Annotated in this window: 4 protein-coding genes; all 4 read right to left on the reverse strand. The window is 72.3% G+C overall.

Translation table 11 applies throughout. The annotated features are described in order from the left end of the window. The 4 genes from QMO76_RS04935 to QMO76_RS04950 are packed head-to-tail and all read right to left on the reverse strand — an operon-like array spanning window position 1 to window position 23,918. Window positions 1–7,533 carry a non-ribosomal peptide synthetase gene (locus QMO76_RS04935; RefSeq protein WP_306359969.1) on the reverse strand — a complete coding sequence of 2,511 codons (7,533 nt, stop codon included), beginning with the start codon at window positions 7,531–7,533 and terminating at the stop codon, window positions 1–3. Beyond that, window positions 7,530–18,056 carry a non-ribosomal peptide synthetase gene (locus QMO76_RS04940; RefSeq protein ID WP_306359970.1) on the reverse strand — a complete coding sequence of 3,509 codons (10,527 nt, stop codon included), beginning with the start codon at window positions 18,054–18,056 and terminating at the stop codon, window positions 7,530–7,532. Before QMO76_RS04940 ends, QMO76_RS04935 begins: the two co-directional genes overlap by 4 nt. Continuing rightward, entirely contained in the window at window positions 18,043–18,888 is an 846-nt protein-coding gene (locus QMO76_RS04945) for a 3-hydroxyacyl-CoA dehydrogenase family protein (protein ID WP_306359971.1), read from the reverse strand. Before QMO76_RS04945 ends, QMO76_RS04940 begins: the two co-directional genes overlap by 14 nt. After that, entirely contained in the window at window positions 18,885–23,918 is a 5,034-nt protein-coding gene (locus tag QMO76_RS04950) for a condensation domain-containing protein (protein ID WP_306359972.1), read from the reverse strand. Before QMO76_RS04950 ends, QMO76_RS04945 begins: the two co-directional genes overlap by 4 nt. Window positions 23,919–23,921: the final 3 nt, after the last annotated feature.

Genomic DNA, 23,921 nt, shown 5'->3' on the forward strand with positions numbered 1-23,921 from the left:
CTACCCGGGAACGCCCCGGTCCATATCCGTCGGCGGTTCGGCACACAATGCGTCCACGGCGGCCGATATGGCGGCAGCCATGGCTGCCGCCGTGCCGCGATCGAAAAGCTCCGCGGCATAGATCAGTTCGCCACGAATACCGGCGCACTCCCCGTCCGGTCCGTATTCCTCGCGCAGGTTCAGCAGGAGCTCCCACGGAGTGTGGCGGACCGGGACGGGGTGGTGGCGGATGGTGAGTCCGGTGTCGGCGGCATCGATCTCGGTGCCGCGCAGGTAGGTCACCATGACCTGGAACAGGGGGTGGTGGGTGCGGGAACGCGGGGGGTTGAGCAGGGCCACGAGGTCGTCGAAGGGGAACTCCTTGTTGTCGTAGGCGGCGAGGACGCGTTCGCGGACCTGCGCTACGAGGTCGGCGGGGGTGGGGGCGGCCGACAGGTCGACGCGGACGATCGCGGTGTCGACCACACAGCCGACCAGGTCTTGCAGGCCCGCGGTGTCGCGGGCGCTCAGGGCGACGCCGATGGGCAGGTCGGGGCCCGCGCCGTGCGCGTGCAGGGCGCGGGCGAGGGCGGCGTGGACGAGCATGTAGACGCTGGCGCGGTGGGCGCGGGCGGCGCGCGCGAGGTCGCGGTGGGTGGCGGCGTCCAGGTGGATGGGGATCGCCGCCGCGCTGTTGTCGCGGCGGCGGTCGCGGGGACGATCGGTGGGCAGCACCGGGTGCGGCGGCAGGCCGTCGAGTGCGGTCCGCCAGTAGCGCGCTTGCCGTTCGAGGAGGGTGCCGTCGGCGTGCGGCAGTTGCCGGAGCCACAGCGTGTAATCGGCGAATTGGGTTGCCGGAGCGTCCCATCGGGGCGGGTGACCGGCCGCCCGCGCGCGGTAGGCGGTGAGCAGGTCGTGCTGGAGCACGGCCAGGGATTCGCCGTCGCCCGCGACGTGGTGCAGGACGCCGAGCAGGATGTGGTGTTCGGGACCGGTGCGGTAGAGGCGGATGCGCAGCGGCGGGCTCGCGGTGAGGTCGAAGCCGTTGCCGAGTTCGGAATCCACCGCCCGGCCGATGCTTTCGGCGTCGGGCAGCTCGACGATCCGGAAGTCCGGGCGTGCGGACGCCGTCGGCAGGATGTGCTGCACGGGTCCGTCGGTGCCGTACGGCAGGACGGTGCGCAGGATCTCGTGTCGCTCGACCAGGTCGGTGACGGCCGCCGCCACGGCCGCCGGATCCAGCGGCCCGGACAGCTCGAGACCGGTGGCGATCAGATAGTCGGGGCGGTTGCCGCCGAGGTAGTTCACGGTCCACAGGCGCTGCTGGGCGGGCGCGAGCGGAATCGGATCGGTACGACGCACGGCGGCAAGGTCGTTCGGCAGGCGTTCGGGCTCGCGGTGGGCGAGGGTCCGCTCGAGGGCCGCGACGGTCGGCGACTCGAACAGGTCGCGCAGCGATACGGCGACACCGAGCGCGGACCGCAGGGCCGCGACCACCCGTATCGCCGACAGTGAGCTGCCGCCGAGCGCGAAGAAGTCGTCGGTGACACCGATCTCCGGAATGCCCAGCGCCGACGCGAATTCGCTCGCCAGGATCCGCTGCCGCGGTGTGCGGGGCGGTACTCGTTCGCCGGTCGTGGGCATCGGGAGCGCGCCCACGTCGATCTTTCCCATCGGAGTCAACGGCAGTTCGTCCAGGACCACGATGGCCGAGGGCACCAGGTAGGACGGCAGCGTCGCCGCCAGCCGGGTCCGCAGTGCGGCGGTGTCGACCCGGTCGGCCGCGACGATGTGCGCGATGAGAGACTGCCCGCCGGCGGCGCGGCGCGCGGTCACGATCGCGGCGGTGACGCCGGGTTCGCGGCGCAGCGCCGCCTCCACCTCACCGGGTTCGACGCGAAAACCGTTGACCTTCAACTGCCGATCGGCACGGCCGAGGAAGTGCAGCAGACCGTCGGCGTCCCAGCGCCCGAGATCGCCCGTGCGGTACATGCGTTCACCGGCGGGGCCGAACGGGTCGGCCACGAAGCGCTCGGCGGTGTGGGCCGGGGCGCGGTGGTATCCGTTGGCCAGTCCCGCCCCGGACAGGTAGATCTCACCGGCGACACCGACCGGGACCGGGCGCAACGCCGTGTCCAGCACCGTGACCCGGGTGTTGTCGGCCGGGCGGCCGACGGGTACCGGCCGATCCGCCGACATGTCCGCCGGAATCGCGAAGCCCAGCGCGTAGCTCGTCGCCTCCACCGGTCCGTACAGATTCGTCACCACCGGCGGCCGCCCACCGCGCCGCACCGTCGCGGCGGCGCGGGGCGGCAGCACGTCACCGGCGGAGGCGATCATCCGCAGTCCGGCGAGCGCGTCCGGTATCCGCTCGGCCAGCAGGTCGAACAGCCCCGCCGGCAGCATGATCGAGGTGACCCGGACCGCGCGCAGGATCTCGGTGTAGTCGTGCACATCGAGGACGCCGGGGCGGGCGATGACCGTCGTCCGGCCGGTGAGCAGCGGCAGCCACAGTTCCCAGACCACCATGTCCCAGTTGTGCGGCAGGTGCATGAGCATGCGCCGGTGCCCGTCGCCGCGGCCGATCCGGTCGCGGGCGCGGGCCACGATATTGCGGTGGGTGACCTCGACGCCCTTGGACACACCGGTCGACCCGGAGGTGAACATGAGGGTGGCGACGGCATCGGGCGAGACACTGACGCCGAGGTCGCTGTCATCGAATTCCGCCGCCGCGCCGTCGAGTTCGTGCAGCACCAGCTCGGTTTCGGTGAAGGCCAGCAGCTGCCGCACCTGCGCGGGCGGATAGCGGTCGCTGAGCGGCACGCACAGTGCGCCCAGTTTGGCGATGGCGAGGAAGGCGACCACCAGGTCGACCGAACGCGGCAGCGCCAGACCGATCGGCACGCCCGGTCCCGCGCCGCGGGCGCGCAGCCACCGGGCGACCCGGTTGGCACGCGAGTTCACCTCGGCGTAGGTGAATTCCGTTCCGTCACACCAGAGGGCGATGTCGTGGGCGTGATCCCGTACCGTCGCCTCGAAACACCGGGCCAGGCTCGCGTGCTCGATATCGGTGTCCGCGCCGCGTCCGGCGGCGAGCAGTTCGGTCAGGCGGGCGGGCGGCAGCAGGTTCAGCCGCCCGATCGGGGACGGGTACGGCGCGGCGAGCGCCGCCGCGGCGGTGCGGATGCGCGACCACAGCTCGTCGATATCGGCGAGGGCGTCGATGAGGTCCAGCCGTGCGCCGATGCGGAAGCCGAGCTCCTCGGCCCCCGGCACCACGACCACGGTGAGCGGGAAGTGCGTTCCGCCGATGACATCGACGGAGCTGACCCGCACGGCGTCCGAGATGCCGGACAGCGTGGTGCCGGACAGTGCGGTGCCGGACAGGGCGGTGTCGGACAGAGCGGTGTCGAGCGGGAAGTTCTCGAAGACGAGCGAGGTGTCGAACAGGTCGCTCACCCCGGCCGCCGCCATGATGTCGGGCAGGCCGAGATGGTCGTGGTCCATCAGCGCCACCCGTTCGCGCTGCATCCGGCACGCCAGTTCGAGCGGCGTCTGCGCGGGATGACGGCGCACCCGCAGCGGCACGGTGTTCATCAGCAGCCCGACGGTGTCGTGCAGGTCGCCGGTGTCGCGGCCGGAGACCGTGATGCCGAAGACGACGTCGTCGCTGCCGGTGAGATCGGCCAGCACCAGCGCCCACAGGGCCTGAACCATCGAGTTGAGCGTCAGGCCGTGCGCGGCGGCGCGTTCGCGCAGCGCGGCGACGACGGGGGCGGGCAGGGTGAACCGGTGTTCGACGGGCCGCCGCCACCCGTGCCGGTCGACGCGGGCGACCTTGCCGGGTTCGGCCCCGTGCAGCGCCCGACCCCAGGCCGCGCGGGCACGCTCGCGGTCCAGGGTGGCGGACAGGTCGAGAAACGCGGCGAAGGCCGGGGCGGAGGGCAGTTCGCACCCGTGATAGGTCAGCAGCAGTTCACGCAGCAGAATGCCCAGCGACCAGCCGTCGAGCAGCGCGTGGTGATGGGTGACCAGGAGCGTGGCCGACCGAGGCCCGGTGCGGACGAGCGTGGCGCGCAGCAGTGGGGCCGCCAGCGGATCCATGCGGACGTCCTCGGCCAGTGCCGCACGCACCGCGTCGTCCCACTCGGCGGGTGGGCGGCCAGCGGTCGCGCGGGCGGTGAGATCTACTACGCGCCAGGGTAATTCCGGGTCGGTGCGGATCTCGTAGCGCGGACTCTCGCCGTCTATGACGAAGCGGCCCAGCAGGTGCGGATGCCGGTCGAGGACCGTGCGCAGGGCGGTGGCCAGTCGTTGCGCGTCGACCGGACCGTTCAGCGTCAGTACGGCCTGGACGAGATAGGGGTCCTCGCCCTCCCCCGCCTGGAGCAGCGAGTGGAACAGCAGCCCGGCCTGCAAGGGGGTCGTCGGCAGGAGGGTGCGGCCGTCCGGCGGGGTGGGGGCGGGGCGGGCGGCGGTCGGCGGGAGCGCCCCGGCACTGCGCGCGAGTGCGCGAATGTGCTGCTGTTCGAACACATCCCGGGGGGTGAGGTCGAATCCGGCCGCGCGGGCGCGGTCCGCCAGCCGGATGGCGAGAATGCTGTCGCCGCCGATGGCGAAGAACCCGTCCTCGACCCCGAAGCCGTCGTGCCCGAGCACCTCCGCGAATACGGCGTGCAGCCGCGCCTCGGCGTCGGTGCGCGGCCGGGCGTCGGCCGGGCCCGCGCCGGTCGCGAGAGCGCGCAGCCGCCGTTCGTCGACCTTGCCGTTGGGGGTGGTCGGAATCGCGTCGACGGTCACGATCGTGGCGGGTATCGCGTGGGCGGGCAGCCGTTCGGCGACACCCGCCCGCACCGCACCCGTATCGATGCCGTCCCCGGTGACGAAGGCCGCCAGCCGCCGATCCCCGGGCCGGTGCGCCACGGTCAGCACCACCGCCGCCCGCACGGCCGGGAGCGCGCACAGCGCGGCCTCGATCTCGCCCGGCTCGATCCGGAAGCCGCGGATCTTGACCTGCCGGTCGGCCCGCCCGAGGTATTCGAGCGTCCCGGCCGCGGTCCACCGCGCGATATCACCGCTGCGGTACATGACCGCGCCGGGCGCGCCGAAACGGTCGGCGACGAATCGCGCCGCGGTGACGCCCGGTCGTCGCAGGTATCCGGCGGCAACACCCGGACCGGCCACATAGAGTTCCCCGGGCATCCCCGGCGGGCACGGCCGCAACGCGGCGTCGAGCACGTACACCGCCAGATCCGCCAGGGGCGTGCCGATATCGCCCGCCGCGGCGGTGTCCGCCAAGGGCGTTCCGGTGGTGAACACCGTGGTCTCGGTGATGCCGTACATATTGATCAGCCGCGGCCGGCGCGGATCGTGCCGCGACCACCACCGGGCCAACCGCCACGGCTCCACCGGCTCCCCGCCGAAGATGACGTGGCGCAGGGCGAGCCGGTCGCCGTCGATCGGTCGGTCCGCCTCGGCGTCGACCAGCATGCCGAAGGCGGACGGCGTCTGATTGAGCACCGTAACCCGTTGGGCCGCCAGCAGTTCGAGGAAGTCACGCGGCGACCGCGCCACCTCGGCGTCGACCACGACGAGCTTGCCGCCGTGCGCCAGCGCACCCCATATCTCCCAGACCGAGAAGTCGAACGCGGTGGAGTGGAACAGGGTCCAGACATCATCGGGGCCGAAGTCGAACCACGGCCGGGTCGCGGTGAGCAGCCGGACCACATTGGCGTGCGTGACCACCACGCCCTTCGGCGTCCCGGTGGTGCCGGAGGTGTGGATGACATACGCCGGGTGCGACGGCCCCGGTCGCCGTGGCTGCCGGGGCGCGACCTGTGGCGGGTCTCCGATCCGCAGTACGTACTGCGTCGCAAGGGATTCCGGGAGCGACACCGCCGAACCGGCGAGGACGACCGTCGGCGTCGCGTCGTCGACGATGGTGCGCAGTCGCCGCTCCGGATAGCCCGGGTCCAGCGGCACATACGCCGCGCCGGTCTTCAGCACCGCCACCATCGCCACCACGAGATCGATCGAACGCGGCAGCGCGAGACCCACGAAATGCCCCGGGCCGACGTCGTATCCCGCGAGCACCCGGGCCAGCCGCTGTGCGCGCCGATCGAGTTCGCCGTAGCCGAGCGCGGTGTCGCCGTGCGCCACGGCGACGGCGGAGGCGTGTGCGGCCGCCGTGCGCTCGAACAGGTCGACCAGGGTGTCCGCCGGTGCGACGGTGGCGGCGGGTCCGGCCGGGTCCGGTGCGGTCCGCAGCCGGGCCAGCGGACGCTCCCGCGGCGCGGCGGCCAGGGCGGCGAGGGTTTCGGTGAGCCGCCCGTGGTGTGCGGCCAGGTCGCATTCGGAATAGCGCAGCGTATTCGCCTCGAGCACCACCGACAGCGTCGGATCGCCATTGTCGTAGAGGCTGATGTTGAGATTGTCGGATCGCCCGGCCGCGAGATGGCGCAGGGTGGCCGGTTCGGAGCCGAAGCGCAGATCCTTCTGCATGGGCATGACGTTCACGGTGGGTCCGAGAATGCCACCGTCGAGTCCGCTGCCCCCCAGGTCGGCGAGCATCTCACCGTATTGGAAACGCTGGTGGCGCAGGATGACCAGGGATTCGGCGCGCACGGCCGCCAGCAGCTCGCCGACCGTGGCCGCCGGATCGACCGTGATCCGCAGCGGGAGGACATTGGCGGTCATTCCGAGCGCGTGCCGGGAACGTTTGGCGGGCACGGCCAGACCGAGGGTGACCGTGCGGACACCCGAATCCGCGTGCAGCAGTATGGCGCTGGCCGCGAAGGCCCAGACCGGCCACGGTGTGCCCGACGCTTCCGCGCGGGCGCGCAGCGCCTTCCAGTCGGCCTCGCCGAGCACCCCGGCGCGCCGCAGAAATCGATTGCCGTCGGCAGTCGTCGGCGCTCCGGCGAATTGCGGTGCGTCATAGGGCTGCTCGGTCGCGAGTCGGTGCGCCCAGAACTCCCGGTCGGCGGCGAACCGCGCGGAGGCGCGGAACCGCTCGTCCTCCGCGACCAGGTCCGCCACCCGGTCGAACACCGCCTCCGCCACCCGCTGCCCGCCCAGCAGCGCGGTATAGGTGTCGGCCACGCGACGGATGAACGCGGCCGAGGACGCTCCGTCGAGGACCAGGTGGTGGGAGCGGATGAACCACAGGGTGCCGATCGCACCGAGGTCGAGCAGATGGTGTTCGAACAGTGGCGGGCGGCGCAGGTCGAAGGGCCGCTCCAGGGCCGTTTCCATATAGCGCAACGCCGCACCGTGCGGATCGGTGGCGGTGCGAAAGCTGGTGCGGTACAACGGCCAGTCCCGCAACTCCTCGACCACCTGGACAGCGGCGCCGTCGGCGGCGGAGTCGAAGCGCACCCGCAGGGTCTCCGCTCCTGCGACGACGATTCGCAGCGCTCGTTCGAAGACCGCGTCGTCGATCGTGCCGTGGATGTGCACGTACCCGCCGACGATCAGGCGCCGCCCGGTGTCGTCGAGTTGCTGTGCGACCCAGATGTGCTGCTGGGCACGGGTCAACGGCAGGCGGGCGGTCACTCCAACTCCTCGACCGGCGCGCCCGGGTCACGGGCGATGGCGGTGAGCAGCGCTCGCATGCTCGCGCTGATCTCCGACACCTGCTCCGCGTCGAGGAACTCGCTGCGATAGCCGATCGTCACCCCCAACTCCCGGCCCGGATCGACCACGACCGTCAGCGGGTAATGCGCGGTACCGGTGACTTCGAGCCCCGAACCGGCGATGCCCTCGACGGCGGCGGACGCGGCGCTGAGCCCCTCGGCATCGGTCGGATAGGACTCGAAGGCCAGCACCGTATCGAACAGCACGTCCCGGAACCCGGCGGCGGAATGGATCTCGGTCAACCCGAGCTGATGGTGCTCCATCAACTCGGCCTGCTCGGCCTGCACCACCCGCAGCAGGTCGGCGACCGGCATGCGCGGTCCGAAGCGCACCCGCACCGGCACGGTGTTGATGCACAGCCCGACAATGGACTCGACATGGGGCAGCGCGGGCGGACGCCCGGAGACGATCGCGCCGAACACCACATCGTTGCGGCCGAGCCTGCGCCCCAGCAGAATCGCCCACACACTCTGGAGCACCGTATTGACCGTGACCCCGGCGTCCGCGGCGACCGCACCGAGCGCGGCGGTGGTCTCCGCGTCGAGGAACCAGCGCTGGGTCGCCGTCGTGACCGCGCTGTCGCGGGTGCGGGTCGCCGGAGCGACCAGCGACGGCGCGGTCACGCCGTCCAGCGCCCGCCGCCAGGCTCGCATGGTCGCCGCGAGATCGCGGCCGTGGTTCCAGGCGAGGTAGTCGCGGAACGAACCCGCGGGCGCGGGCAGCGGCTCGTCGGCGGCGTACAGCGCCAGCAGGTCCCGAAGCACCAGCGGTACCGACCAGCCGTCCAGCAGGATGTGATGGTAGGTGACGACCAGCACGTGCTCGGTGTCGGCGACGCGGGCCGTGGTGAAGCGCACCAGCGGCGGACGCGTCGGATCGAACGGGCGCGTGCGATCCTGCGCGGCGAACTCGGCCAGTTCGTCCGCGGTGGCCAGATCCACCTCCCGCCACGGCAGGTCGACCGTCTCCGGCACCACCTGGCGCGGTGTGCCGGAGGAGTCGAAGACGAAGGCCGCGCGCAGCCCCGGATGGCGGCGCAGGATGGCGTGTCCGGCCCGGCGCAACCGATCGCGGTCGACGGCTCCGCCCAGCCGGACCACCGTCTGCACGTTGTAGACGTCGGCGACGGCGGCATCGGTCGGCGCGGCGACGGTGGCGTGGAAGAACAGCCCCCACTGCAAGGGCGCCAACGGCCACACATCGGCCAGCCGGCCGTACTGCCGCTCCCAGCCGATGATGTCCGCGCTCGACACCCGGACCAGCGGGAAGTCCGACGGCGTATGCCCACCGGCATGCTCGTCGCGTGCGTGGGTCGCGATCGCACCGAGCGCACTCGCCCACAGCCGCGCCAACTCCGACACCTCCGCCTCGGAGAGCAGCGTGGTCGGATGGGTGAGTCCGGCACGGAGGGTGGAGCCCGCCACGTACGCGTTCACCTCGATGGCGGCGGCCGCGGGCAGGTCCGGGTCCGGGTGGGACTGCGGTGTCGCGAGCACATCGCCGCCCCGGTCGTCGACGCGGCCGAGGTAGTTGAAGGCGACCTGGCCGGGCATCGCCGCCGGAAGCTGTTCGGCGGTATCGGGATTCAGATACCGCAGCAGGCCGTAGCCGATGCCGTGATCGGGGACGGCGCGCAGTTGTTCCTTGACCGTCTTGAGCGCCGCACCGGTCGCGTCGGTTCCGGCCAGCGCCGCCGCGGGATCGATATCGCCGAGGTCGAGCCGCACCGGGTAGACGGAGGTGAACCAGCCCACCGTGCGGGACAGGTCCGCCCCGGGCGCGACCTGCTCCTCCCGGCCGTGCCCCTCCAGCCGCAGCAGCGCCGCCGGGGCGTGCACTCCGCGTCCGGCCCGCCAGGCGGCGAGCGCGACAGCCAGCGCGGCGATCAGCACCTCGTCGACGCCCGCGTGGAAGCGCGCGGTGACGGTGCCGACCAGCGCCTCGGTGACCGTGTCGGCCACGGCGACCTCCACCGTCGCCAGTCGCGCGGTGGTGTCCACGACCGAATCGAGCGGCCGGGAACCGAGCGGAGGTTCCGGCGTCGCGCAGATCCGCCGCCAGCGATCGAGTTCGGCGATCCGCTCGGGCGCGTAGGCCGCGTCCACCAGCGCGTGTGCCCACCGGCGCATGGAGGTGCCGACCGGATCGAGCTGGGGCACGGCACCGTTCGCGGTCGCCGCGAGCGCCGTGAACAGGTCGGGCAGCAGGATGCGCCACGAGACGCCGTCCACGGCGAGATGGTGGACGCAGATGCTCAGACGTCCCGGAACGCTCCCGTCCTCGGGATCGAGCCAGACGAACTGCGCCATCACCCCGGCCGCCGGATCGAGACGGTCCAGCGCGGCGTCGCGTTCCACGGCGAGGATCTCCCGCAGGGCGGCGGCATCCGCGTCGTCGCCGAACCCGACCCGGCGCACCAGGTTGACCGCGTTCAGCGCGCCCGGCGGCGCGGTCTCGAATCGCCATTCGCCGACATCGTCGCGGAACAGCCTGCTCCGCAACATATCGTGCCGTTCGAGCAGCGCACCGACGGCCGGGATCACGGCGTCGGGTCCGACGCCGACCGGCAGCTCGACGGTCAGGGTCTGGTTGACCCGGCGGAAGCCGCCGCCGCGTTCGGTGAGCCACCGGACGACGGGGGTGAGCGGCATATCGCCGATGCCGCCGCCGGGCAGTTCCGGCAGCTGACGCGGCAGTTCGGCGTCCGCCGCCAACGGCCGTGCCACCGCCGCGATTCCGGCGACGGTGCGATGTTCGAAGACTTCCCGGGGCGTCACGTGCAGACCGCGCGCCCGCGCCCGGGAGGCGAGCTGGATGGAGATGATGCTGTCGCCGCCGAGGACGAAGAAGGAGTCGTCCACGCCCGGCCGGTCGATGCCGAGCACCTCGGCGAACAGGTCGGCCACGATCCCCTCGGCCGGGGTACGCGGGGCCAGGTCCGAGCGTGGGGTGAGCACCGGCCGCGGCAGGGCGGCGACGTCCAGCTTGCCGTTGGCGGTCAGCGGCAGCGTGTCGACCGGCACGATGGCGAGCGGCCGCATGTACGCCGGAACACGCTGTGCGATATGGACTTCCAGATCTTCCACGGCGGGGGCCGGTCCGGGAGCGGGGACGACGTAGGCGATCAGCCGCGCCGCGCCGGACTCGGCGGTGCGGGCCACGACGGCTGCCCGCGCGACCGAGTCGTGTTCCAGCAGCGCGGCTTCGACCTCCCGCGGCTCGATGCGATAGCCGCGAATCTTCACCTGCTGATCGCCGCGACCGAGGTACTCGAGCTGTCCGTCGGCGTTCCAGCGCGCCAGATCCCCGGTGCGGTACAGGCGCGCGCCGGGAGCCCCGAACGGGTCGGCGACATAGCGTTCCGCGGTGGTCACCGGACGGGCGTGATAGCCGCGGGCGAGCTGACCTCCGGCCAGGTAGAGCTCACCGCGGACGCCGACCGGCGCGGGACGCAATCGCGAATCCAGCACGCGCACTGTCATTCCCGGCAGACCGCGACCGATCACGCTGGCGCGGGCGGATTCCGCGTGCGCGCGGTCCATCGCGAAGTGGGTGGCGTGCACGGTCGCCTCGGTGATGCCGTACAGGTTCGAGATCCGGGTGTTCCCCGCCGGATCGGTGTCGTACCAGACCCGCAGCCGACGCGGGTCCACCGCCTCGCCGCCGAGCACGATATGCCGCAATGCGGGTACGGCGGCGCGGCGGACACCGCTGTCCAGCAATGCGGTGAAGGCCGACGGCGTCTGGCTCAGCACCGTGACGCCCTCGTGGGCGAGGAGTTCGGCGAACCCGCCCGGCGAGCGGGTGAGATCGTCGTCCACGACGACGAGGGTGCCGCCACTGCCGAGCGCGCCCCACATCTCCCACACCGAGAAATCGAAGGCGCAGGAGTGGAACATGGTCCAGACGTCGGTGTGGTCGGTGTCGACCAGGGTCCGGGTGGCGGCGAGCATGGCGACCACATTGCGGTGGGTCACGCTCACGCCCTTCGGGCGGCCGGTGGAACCGGAGGTGTAGAGCACGTACGCGACGTCATCCGGGTGCGGGAGGCGTAGAGCGCGGGCGACTTCCGCCGTCCCGCCGCGGTCTTCCTCCGACGCGCCGGTCGTCGCACCAGCGCCGGACGTTTCCGGGCCGCTGGGCGTTTCCGGGCCGCCGGGCGCGCCCGCGTGGTGCAGCTCGCCCGCGTCGTCGAGTACGAGCTGCGTCCGTCCGTGTCCGGGCAGGGCGTCGCGGTCGGACACGGAGGTGACGACGCAGGCCGGATCGGTTTCGGAGAGTACGAATTCCAGCCGTCGGGACGGATCGCCCGGATCGAGCGGCACATAGCCCGCGCCGGACTCGAGCACGCCGAGCAGCGCCACGACCAGTCCGACGGAGCGCGAAACCCCCACGGCCACCAGCGCTCCGGGCCCGATGCCGCGGTCGGCCAGCGCGCGGGCCAGCGCCCGGGAGGCCGCGCCGAGAGCACGGTAGGTGAGGGCACGATCGCCGCACCGCACCGCGACGGCATCGCCGTGCGCGGCCACCCGGTCGCGGAACAGTCCGACCAGGGTCGCTTCCGGCAGCCGCACCTCCGGGCGCTGCCACTCCCGCAGCACCCGAAGGCGTTCCGCCGCACCGAGCACGTCGATCTCGCTCACCTCGGCCGACGCGTTCGCGGCGAGCCCTTCCAGCACCCGCACGAACCGCTCGCCCAGACGCGCCACGGTGGCCTCGTCGACCAGGTCGGGTCGCCAGCCGAGCAGGACCAGCAGCCGGTCGGTCTGCCGGATGTTCAGGGTCAGCGCGTAGTGCGTCGCCTCCCGGGACCGAATTCCGGTGATGGCCAGATCGGCGTGAGCGAGGGCATCCGCTCGCAGTTTCTCCGGGTCGACCGGGTACGACTCGACCACCAGGAGCGTGTCGAAGAGTCCACCCTCGCCGAGCCCGGCCAGCGCGCCGATCTCGGGCAGGCCCAGATGGTGGTGCGCGGTCAGCCCGAACTGCTCCCGTTGCACGCGCCGCAGCAGCGCGCCCACCGACTCCCCCGGCAGCAGTCGAATCCGCACCGGAATCGTGTTGATGAACAGCCCGACCATGTTCTCGATGCCCGCGAGCTCGGCGGGACGGCCCGAGACCGTCGTGCCGAAGACGATGTCGGGGCGATCGACGGTGCGCGCCAGCAGGATCGCCCATGCCGCCTGCACGATGGTGCTGACGGTCACTTCGAGTTCGGCCGCGAGTGTCGTCACCGCGCGGGTCCGGGCCTCGTCCAGATCGAACGACCGCTCCAGGGGCAGGGTGGCGGGCGCGTGCCCGGTGGCGTCACCCGCGATCAGCGTCGGCTCCTCCAGTCCCGACAGTGCCTGCGTCCACGCCTGCCGGGACGCCGAATCGTCTTGCCGGGCCAGCCATTCCACATAGTGGCGGTACGGCCGGGGCGGCTCGATGTCGAAACCGGCGTAGCCGACCATGATCTCGCGCAGCAGCAGTGGGATCGACCAGCCGTCGAGCAGCAGGTGATGGCAGGTCACCACGAACTCGGTGCGCCCGTCACCGAGGCGGAGCACCAGGAAACGCAGCAACGGCGGATCCGTCAGATCGAACGGCACGGTGCGATCGGCGTCGAGCAGACGATCGTAGTCCTCCGCCGTCGTCGTCAGATCCACCTCCCGCCACGGCAGTACCGTGTCGCCGGTGACGATCTGCACCGGTGCGCCGCTCGTCGCGATGTCGAAGGCGGCGCTCAGATTGGCGTGCCGCTCCAGTGCCGCCGCGGCGGCGGCCCGCAGCCGGGCCGCGTCCACCGCGCCCTCCAGGCTCAGCACCAGCTGCACCGTGTACACGTCCACCGCGCCGGGATCGAACAGGGCGTGGAACATCATGCCCGCCTGTAGCGGCGTCACCGGCCACACCTCGCGCAGCGTCGGGTACCGGCCCTCCCAGCCGTCGATATCGCCCTGGGACACCGCCGTCAGCGGGAAATCGGAGGGGGTGTGCCCGCCCCGGGTCCGCGGACCGCGTGCGTGCCGTGCGACGGCGCGCAGCGCCGCCCGCCACCACTCGACCAGCTCGGCACCATCGGCGGCATCGAATATGCCTCGCGCACAACCGAAACTGGTCACCAGGCGGTTGCCGAGGACGATGGAGTCCACCTCCACCGCGCCCAGTGCGCCACGCCGGGGATCGGGCCGGATGATCAGCCTGCCGAACTCGGTGGACGGCAGGAAGCCGATTCCGGCCAGCTCCGCGGGAATGTCCAGACCGGTGATGTGCCCGAAGTAGTTGAACGAGATCTGCCCCGGCTCGCCCGGCGGCAGCGCGGCGGCGGCGTCCGCGTCGAGGTAGCGGAGCAGCCCGTAGCCGAACCCGTTGTGCGGCACCGCCCGCAGCTGTTCCTTGACGGCTTTGAGGGCGTGCCCCACCGCCGGTCCGCCCGCGAAGGCGTCGTCCAGGTCCACCCCGCTCAGGTCGAGTCGGGCCGGGACGATGGAGGTGAACCAGCCGACGGTGCGGGACAGTTCCGTGCCCGGTACCGCGTCCTGTTCGCGGCCGTGGCCCTCCAGCCGCAGCAGCACCGACCGCTCGTGCTCGTCGCGCCGCGTCCGCCAGCGGGTCACCGCCAGCGCGAGCGCCGTCAGCAGGGCGTCGACCACCCGGGCCCGGTAGCGGTCGGGGATGGCGGTCAGCAGGGCCTCGGTGTCGGCCTCGTCGAGTTCGACGCTGGTGTGCGTCACCTCGGCGGCCAGATCGCGGTGCGGGTCGAAGGGCCGGTCGCCGAACGACGGATCCGGACCGGTCACGATCTCGCGCCAGAGCGGCAGTTCGGCGGCCACCGACTCGCTGTGTGCGATGTCGACGAGGGCGTGCGCCCACCGGCGCATGGACGTGCCCACCGCGGGCAGCCGGGGCGTGCTGCCGCTGGCGACCGCGGACCAGGCGGCAATGAAGTCGGGCAGCAGGATGCGCCAGGAGACGCCGTCGACGGCGATGTGGTGCGCGGCCACGATGAGCAGACCGGAGTCGGTGTCCGAATCCGGTGTCAGCCAGACGAATCGCAGCACCTCGCCGGTGGACGGGTCGATGCGGTCGACGGCCCGGTTCACTTCGGCCGTGGCCAGCGCCAGCAGCTCGTCGTGTCCGAGATCGGCGGCATGCACGACCCGGTCGATGCGGGAGTCCACGTCGACGCTGCCCGGCGGTGTGACCAGCACATGCCAGTAGCCGGCGTCGTCGCGGTACAGGCGCGAGCGCAGCATGTCGTGGTGGTCGACCACTGCGGTGATGGTGGAAACCAGTGCGGCACGGTCGATTCCGGCGGGCAGTTCCAGGGTCATGGACTGGCAGAAGCGGTCGAAGTTGCCGCCGCGCTCGACCAGGAACCGGATCACCGGAGTGAGCGGCAGTTCGCCGACGCCGCCGCCCGGCAGCTCGGCGAGCGGTGGAACATCGACAACGCCGGCGGTTTCGGCGATGGCCGCCAGCCTGGCGACGGTCCGGTGTTCGTACACCTGCTGCGCGGTCACGGCGACGCCGCGCGCCCGCGCCCGGGAGACCAGCAGAATGGACATGATGCTGTCGCCGCCGAGCGCGAAGAAGGATTCGTCGACGCCGATGCTGTCGCGGCCGAGCACCTCGGCATAGGCCGCGGCCAGCGCGGTTTCGGTGTCCGTGCGCGGGGCGCGGAAGGCCACCGGCTCGGCGTCCGGGGCGGGCAGCGCCGCGCGGTCCACCTTGCCGGAGCGGTTCACGGGGAACTCCGCGAGTCCGATGATCGTCGCGGGCACCAGGTGCCGGGGCAGCAGTTCCCGCAATCGCTGTTCCAGGGCGGCGGTGTCGATGCGGTGACCGGCGGCGGGGGCGACGTAGGCGACCAGTCGGCCCCCGGCCTGGCCGCCGTGTACGACCGCGACCGCCTGGGCCACGGATTCCTGTGCGGCGAGCACCGATTCGAGTTCGCCGAGTTCGATGCGGATACCGCGCAGCTTCACCTGGAAGTCGGCGCGGCCGAGGAATTCCAGCTCGCCGTGCCCGGTCGAGCGGACGATATCGCCGGTGCGGTACAGGCGCTGGCCGGGACCGCCGAACGGGTCGGCGACGAAACGGGCCGCGGTGAGCCCGGCCCGCCGCACATAACCGCGGGCGAGAGTCGCACCGCCGAGATACAGCTCGCCCGGCAGACCCGTCGGCACGGGGCGCAGGCAGGCGTCGAGCACACGGGCGCGGACGTCCCAGGCGGGTGCGCCGATCGGCACCGCGGCGGTGTCGTGCTCGCCGATGGCGTGGCGGGTGACGGCGATGGTCGCCTCGGTCGGGCCGTAGAGATTGTCGACGTGCGCCCCCGGTGCCACCGCGGGCAGCGCGGCGGCGAGGGCGGGGGTCAGCGCCTCACCCGCGAGCAGCACCCGGCGCACGCTGGGTGCCAGCGGTGCGGCCACGGCGCGCCGGTGGGCGGTCAGCGTGGACGGTGTGAACTGCACGGTGGTGACGTCGTGGTCGGTGATGACGCGGGCCAGTTCGGCCGGGTCACCGGACGTGCCGTCGATCACCAGCCGGGCGCCGACGGTGAACGGCCACAGCACTTCCCAGGCCGAGACGTCGAAGGTCAGGGCGGTCTTGCGCACCACCGCGTCGGTGTCGTCCAGCGGGTGCAGCCGCCGCATCCAGTCGAGATGGGCGCAGACGGCGGCATGGGTGACGCCCACGCCCTTGGGCTCGCCGGTGGAGCCCGAGGTGAACAGCACGTAGGCGAGGTTGTCCGGACGCAGCGGGGCGATGCGGTCGGCATCGGCGACGGTGGTGTCCGGTGCACCGGCGAGGTCGAGTTCGTCGATGTGGATCACGCGGACTCCGGCCGGGGCCTCGAATCCGGCCTCCCGCGTGGTGAGGACGCAGACCGGGCGCGCGATATCGAGGATGCGGGCGTGGCGTGCGCGCGGATGCTCCGGATCGAGCGGCAGATACGCGGCACCGGCCGCCACCACCGCATGCAGTGCGAGGATCTGCTCCGGCGACGGGCCGATGGCGAGGGCCACCAGCTGTTCCGGCCCCGCTCCCAGGGCGATCAGTGTGCGCGCCAGCCGATTCGAGTCACGGTGCAGCCGCGCGTAGGTCATGCGGGTGCCGGGGCCGACGAGCGCGAGCGCCTCCGGTGAGCGGGCCGTCTGCGCGGCGAACCGGGCGGCGAGGGTGGTGGGGGTCGCGCTCTCGGTCGCGGGGCGCTCACCGACGAAGTGGTCGGTCTCGCTGGGCGCGGCGATATCCACCCGTGCGATGGGGAGGTGCGGGGCGCGGGCCAGCTGTCCCAGCAGCCGGGCCAGGCGGTCCCGGTGGGAGCGCGGCGCGCCGGGGGCGGCGATCCGCCAGCCGCCTTCGGCCCGGTCGTCCACGCACACGGTGAACGCGTGGCCGAGACCGAACCACGCCGAAATCCGTGCCGCATCGAGTCCATCGGTCGCCGCGCCGCCCAGCATGCGCACGGCCAGGGGCCACCGCCCGTGCACCGGCGCGTCCGGCCACGGCTCGTCGATATCCGGAAGGTAGCGGTGCCTGCGCGCCTTGCGCAGCTCTCGCCCCACCAGCCGGGCAATGGCGTCGAACCGATCGCTCGGCAGCACCGGAATGTGCAGCGGTACAGCGCTTTCCCCGTTGTCCAGTGCGATCACAGCGGAGTCGGCCATGGCGATGCGGGCCGCGTACACGGCCAGCGCGGCCAGCACCACCGCGGGTGTGCCACCGCCGCATGCCCGCGCCAGTCCGGTGAGCTCCCGCGCCCCCTCCACCGCCGCCCAGAGCGGCGCGGCCCCCGCACCGGACGCTGGCCCACCGGTCACCGGCGCGGGGAGGGGGTCGGGGCGGGCGGCGGTGGCGAGGGCGTGCTCCCAGTAGTCGCGGTCGGCGGCCCACGCGCCCGATTCGCGGTAGCGGCGTTCGTCTTCCAGGCGGTCGGCGGTCGCGCGGAACGGCGGGGTCGCCTCGGCCGTCGCGTTCGCGCCGCTCAGGACGTGGCGGACCCTGCCGAGGACGACGAGGGGCCCGGCCGCGTCGGTGACCGAGCGGTGGTAGCGCTGGTACCAGGCCAACCGGTCGTCGGCGAGGCGGAAGACGGCCTGGCGGTACCGCGGTCCGTTCGCGGCATCCACTGGGCGCGAACGCTCCTCGGCGATCCAGGCGGCGATGAAGGCCGGATCGGCGTCGGTGTACACCGGGGTCGGTGCGGGCGGGTTCGCGGGCGTCCGGGCCGCATCGACGTCGGAGCGAAAAGCGCTGTGCGGCAGCGGCACATCGGCCAGCACGGCGTCGATGGCGCGGCTCAGCTCGTTCGCGTCCAGCGAGCCGGTGAATTCGAGGTACAGGTCGACCGTGTCGGCACCGGTGGCCGGTACGGCGCGCGGTGCGTCCGCGGGCGCCCGGGTGGATGTCGTCTCGGCGGGAGCGGCGGGCAGGTCAGCGATAGTCATGGAATCCTCGTCCGGTCTTGCGGCCGAAATGTCCGGCGGTGACGAGCGCCGCGAGCGCGGGCGGCACCCGGTAGTGCGACGCGCCCGTCTCGCCGCGCAGCACCTCGATGGTGTCGGCGACGTTGTCCAGGCCGATCAGATCCGCGGTGCGCAGCGGGCCCATGCGATGGCCCAGGCACTGTTCGAAGAGGGCGTCGACGGTGGCTGCGGTCTCGCCCGCGTCGAGCAGGGCGGCCGCCTCCGCGATGCTCAGCATGAGCAGTCGGTTCAGGACGAAGCCGGGCCGGTCGCCGACGACGATCGGCGTCTTGCCCAGCGCGGTGAGCAGATCGGTGGCGCGCGCCATGGTGTCGGGCGAGGTGGCCGCGCCGCGCACCACCTCCACCGCATCGGTCAGCGGGGCCGGATTCATGAAATGCAGGCCGAGCACCCGGTCCGGGCGGCCGGTCGCGGCGGCCAACCGGGCGATGGGAATGGCCGAGGTGATGGAGGCGAGGACGGCGTCGGCGGGGCAGACGCGGTCGAGTTCGGCGAACAGCTTCTCCTTCAGCTCGATCCGCTCCACCGCGCATTCGATGACGAAGTCGACCGCGCCGAGTTCGTCGACGGTGTCGGTCCAGCGCACCCGGCGGGCGGTGTCGAGCGCGGTGCGGCGATCACCCCGGCCCAGCAGCAGGGCCAGTCGGACGGCCTCGTCGATCCCGCGACGCGCCCGCTCCACGGCCCCCGGATCGGGTTCGACCACGACGACCTCACGCCCGGCCTGCGCGAGGCATTGCGCGATGCCCGCACCCATGATGCCCGCGCCGAGCACGCCCACCATTCCGGTCATCGGGTCACCTCCGCTTCGGCGATGCGGCGCACCGCGATATCCGGCACCGGTTCCTCCGGCGTCTCCAACAGGCCGCGCAGCAGGCGAACCAGATCGGTGAGCAGCTGCCGCGCGGTCGATTCGTCGAAAAGCTCGGTGGCGTAGGTCAGTTCCAGCACGGCGGGGTCGCCGGACGCACGAGCGAGCGCCAATTCCGTGGCGTCCGAGCCGGTATCGCCGAAGCGCGGGGCCGCGACACCGACAGGTCGCGCCGGTGCGGCCAAGGCCGCTGCGGCCCGCGCGCGCAGTGCGGATCCGGTGGGCTCGTCGGCGAGGTCCATCCGCGCCGCGCCGGTCGACAGCGCCACGGCCACCTCGTCCGAACCGGAGTACCAGCTCAACAGCGTCACCCAGGCGGCGAGCAGGTCCGCGTCCGTGGAGTCGGCATCGGGCCGCACGCGCACCACACCCGGTGTGTACGGTCCCGTGCCGCCGCCACGCGGACGGTCCGTCGGAATGTCCAGTGCCGCGATCTGTTCCACCTCGGGCGGCGGTGCCGGGGCGGGGGCGATCAGTTCTTCGATCGACCGTTCCGGGACCGACTCCACGACTTCGGTGAGAATGTCGAGGTAGGCGGCCGCGAAGCTCGCTGCGGTGCGCCGGGTGAACAGTTCGGTGCTGTACTCGAAGCAGGCCAGCATGTCGTGATCGTCGCTGCGGTCGTAGGTGATCAGGCTGAGGTCGAACTTCGCGGTGCCGGGCGGCAATCCGCCGAAGGCGTTGTGGATCGAGTGCTCCAGGTCGAAGAACTCCGTCTCCGCGCCGCTGAGCGGGTTGGCCGCGCCGGTGCTGGTGAGGTCCTGGTGGACGTAGAGCACATCGAAGATCGGGGTGCGCGACAGGTCGCGCTGATCATCGAGCGCGTGCACGACGCGTTCGAAGGGAATCTCCTGATTCTCCAACGCGCCCAGCACGATTCCGCGCACCCGCTCCAGCACATCGGCCAGCGTTGCCGGACCGGAGAGGTTGGCGCGCAGGGCCACGGTGCTGTTGAAGAAGCCGATCAGGCCCTCCAGCTCACGGCGGGTCCGACCGGTCGTCGGCGTGCCGATGACGAGGTCGCGCTGGCCGCTGCGCCGGGCGAGCAGCAGATAGAAGGCGGCGAGCAGCACCACGAACAGTGAGACCGACTCCCGCTTGGCGACCGTGCGGGCGGTGGCGAGCAGGGCCGCCGGCACCGTGAACGGCTCCAGTTCACCGGTGAACGTCTTGCGGGCCGGGCGCGGGAAGTCGGTGGGCAGCCGCAGTTTCGGCGCGTCGCGCAGCACGTGCACCCAGTAGTCGAGCTCGTGGTCGAGAGCGCCGGAATCGAGCAGTTCACGATGCCAGCGCGCGTAGTCGCGGTAGCGGATCGGCAGCGGTTCGAGCTCGGCCGTACGCCCCTCCTGTCGCGCGGCGTACAGCACCGGAATCTCGCGGGCGAGAATCCCCGGGGTCTGGCCGTCGGTGACACAGTGGTGGCAGACCACTTGCAGCACATGGGTATCGGGGCTCAACGTCACCACGAGCACCCGCACCATGGGGTCGCGGGCCAGGTCGAACGGCCGGACGGCGGCCGCCTGAAGCAGCTCGCGTGCCCGGGCGACCGGCTCGGGGTCGCCGGAGACATCCACCACCCGGAAGAAGTCCACCAGCGCGGGCCGCACCCGCACCGCCGGGTGACCGTTCTCCTCGACCAGGTTGTAGCGCAGCGGTTCGTGACGCTCGGCGAAATCCTCGAAGGTGCCCTTGACGGCGTCGATGTCGATCGGCCCGCGCAGCACGTTGACCACCGGATAGTTGTAGAGCGTGGTATCGGGCACGAGCTGGTGGTGGAACCACATGCGCTCCTGCCCGGGCGACATGACCAGCTCGTCGGTGCGGGTGATGGGCGGAACCCCGCGCGCCGCCGGGCTCGCCTCGGGCTCCGCCGTGCGCGCACCGGCGCGCAACAGGTCGGCGAAATCGGCGACGGTGGGGCGTTCGTACACATCGAGCAGCTTGGGGCGGAACCCGAACGCCTCCTCCACCCGCTCGACCAATTGCACGGCGATGATCGAATTGCCGCCGACGTCGAAATAGTCGTCGTCCGGGCCGATCTCGGTCTCCGCGTGCAGCAGCTCGCCCAGCACTCCGCTCAGCCACGCGGTCGCATCCTCGGGCACGGGCATCCGCCGGGCGGGGGCGGTCGAGCCGGATGCCGGGACGGCGGTTGCCACAGTCGCGTTCGCGGCACCGGACCCGAATACATCGGCGACGGCCCCAGCCGAATTCGCGCCGGACGCAGCGACAGCGGTCGTGGTCACGTGGGACGCACCGGCACCGGCCGGAGCCACGTGAGAAGCGCCGTCACCGGCCGAAGCCACGCGGGACGCACCACCACCGGCCGAGGCCACACGGGATGCACCACCACCGGCCGGAGCCACACGGGAAGCACCACCACCGGCCGGAGCCACACGGGAAGCACCACCACCGGCCGGAGCCACACGGGAAGCACCACCACCGGCCGGAGCCACGGGGGAAGCAGCGGCACCGGTCACCGTCGCGTGGGACGCGGCATCATCGGGCTCGCCGGGAGTGGTAGCGGCACCGGCCGGGGTGGGAGCCGTGGCGGTGGGAAGGTCGACCCAGCACCGAGTTCTGTGCATCGGATGTCCGGGCAGCCGCACCCGGCGGCCCTCGCCCGGCCGCATCCCGGCCCAATCGAGGTCTACGCCCCGCTCGTAGAGGCGAGCCAGGATGCCGAGCGATCCACCGGAATCCGGTGCGCCGAAGAGGACTTCCGCATCGGATCGGTCCGCGAGATCCGCGGCGAGGTATCGGCCCAGCACACCGTCGCGGCTGGGGTCGACGAAAACGACCGCGCCGTCCCGCAACAAGGTCTGCGCGGCGGCGAACAATCGTGCCCGATCGACCGTGGGCGTCGACGCGGCGGCGGCCAGGTCCCCGGCATCCACCGTCTCGCGGGAGCCGAGCAGATAGCGGCCGAGGAACTTCGACGCTCCCCCGCTGAGCACCGCCGCGAATCGAGTCCCGGAGTCGCGCAGCAGGTCATGCGCCGCGAGCTGCCCGGCGAGCACCTCGGCGGCCGTCCCGACGGCAGGCAACTGCGCGGGCAGCACGGGCAGCGCCGAGTGCGCGGGCAGCGCGGAGTGCGCGGGCAGCGCGGAGTGCGCGGGCAGCGCCGAGTGCGCACGATCCGACCCGGCCGTCCCGCGTTCAACGCCGGAGTCCGCAGTGGTTGAGGCGCTTCCATCGAGATCCGTAGCGAATGAAGCAGCCGGTCCCGCACCGATCCCGGCGACCGGATCAACCGGCATCGCACCCGGCGAGAGCAGCAATGCCACCCGCGGCGCGACCGGCCGTGCACCGGCCGGATCGACGGCGCTACCGCGCCTCTCGAGCGCATCGGCCAATTCCGCATTGCCGGAGGCGATTACCGCGACACGGTAACCGAAGTGCGCCCGCCCCCGGCCGAGCGTGAACGCGACATCGGCGAACTCGGCCGCACCGTCCCGCACATACCGCGCGAGCGTGCCACACAGTTCGGCCAAGGCGGCCGGAGTCCGCGCCGACACTCCGACGAGCCGTCGAACCGGCTCACCGTCCACCCGATCGCCATCAGCCTGCGCAAACCCGGCCCCGTGCTGTGGCGCGGCGTTCTCCGCGCGCCGGGCAAGGGTTTCGGATGCCGGTCGGGCCACCGCGGCCGCGTGCGGCACGGGTCCGGGCCGGGGTGGATGCGTGTCCGGCGCTTCCTGGATGACGCAGTGGGCGTTCGCGCCGCCGAGACTGTAGGAGCTCACGCCCGCCAGCCGGGGGGCGTCGCCCGGCCAGGGGCGGGGGCTGGTGACGACTTCGATTCCGGCGGCGGCCAGGTCGAGATCGCCGGTGGGGCGGTGGAAGTGCAGGGAGGGGAAGAGTCGGCCGTCGGAGACCGAGAGGACCGCTTTGACCAGGCCCGCTACTCCGGCGGCGTGATCGAGGTGGCCGATATTGGTTTTGACCGAGCCGATCGGCAGCGCGGCGGCACGGTCGGCGAAGGCGGTGCGCAGGCCCTCGAGTTCGACGGCGTCACCCAGGCGGGTGGCGGAGCCGTGCGCCTCGAGATAACCGGCGGTGCGGGGGTCGACTCCCGCCTTGCGCCAGGCACGGTCGATGACCTTGGCCTGCGCGGCGGCGCTCGGGGTGCTGATGGTGACGGCGGCATGTCCGTTGTGCAGGACGGCGCTGCCCCGGATGACGGCGTACACCGGCGCGCGGTCGGCGCGGGCGCGCGCCAGGGTGGTCAGCAGCAGGGCCGCGCCGCCCTCACCGGGTACGGTGCCGTCGGCGTCGGCGTCGAACGCCCGCACCTTGCTGCCGGGCGAGGCGATCTCGGTCATGGTCTGCGCGGTCCAGGCCGGGGAACCGTTCGCGCGCACGCTCACTCCCCCGGCGAGCGCGTAATCCGCGTCGCCGCCGCGCAATTCCCGGCAGGCGTGGTGCACGGCGATGAGGGAGGCGTTGCAGCCGCTGTCGACGGCGTAGCAGGGGCCGTCGAACCCCAGCAGGTGCGCGATCCGGGCCGGAGTGCCGAAGGGCAGATTGCCCAGCATGGCGAGCGGTCCCGGATCGACGGCCATGGCGTGATAGCTCGGCATGGGCGCGCTGAACACCACCGCGGTGCTGGCCGCCCGCAGGGTGTCGGGCGCGTATCCGGCGTCCTCGACGGCGCGGTACGCGAGTTCCAGGGCGATTCGCTGCTGCGGATCCATCAGCGCCGCTTCGCGTTTGGACAGCCCGAAGAAGGCGTAGTCGAAGCTGTGGATATCGGCGAGGTGGCCCATCGGCAGATACCGGACGCACCGGTCCAGGCCGGTCGCCTCGGCGCGGGATTCCGGCATGGGGCCGATGGAATCGCGCCCGGCGGCGAGGTTGGCGCGGAACTCGTCCAGGTTCGCCGCGTCCGGGAAGCGCGCACCGATACCGATGACGGCGATGTCGTCGTCGCGTAATGCTGGGGTGGTCACGAT

It is taken from the genome of Nocardia sp. CC227C (assembly GCF_030767025.1).
In the GTDB taxonomy this organism is placed as follows: Bacteria; Actinomycetota; Actinomycetes; order Mycobacteriales; family Mycobacteriaceae; genus Nocardia.

Coding starts and splice junctions, on each gene's coding strand:
- QMO76_RS04940 (WP_306359970.1), bottom strand. CDS start 18,056: ATGACTATCGCTGACCTGCCCGCCGCTCCCGCCGAGACGACATCCACC.
- QMO76_RS04945 (WP_306359971.1), bottom strand. CDS start 18,888: ATGACCGGAATGGTGGGCGTGCTCGGCGCGGGCATCATGGGTGCGGGC.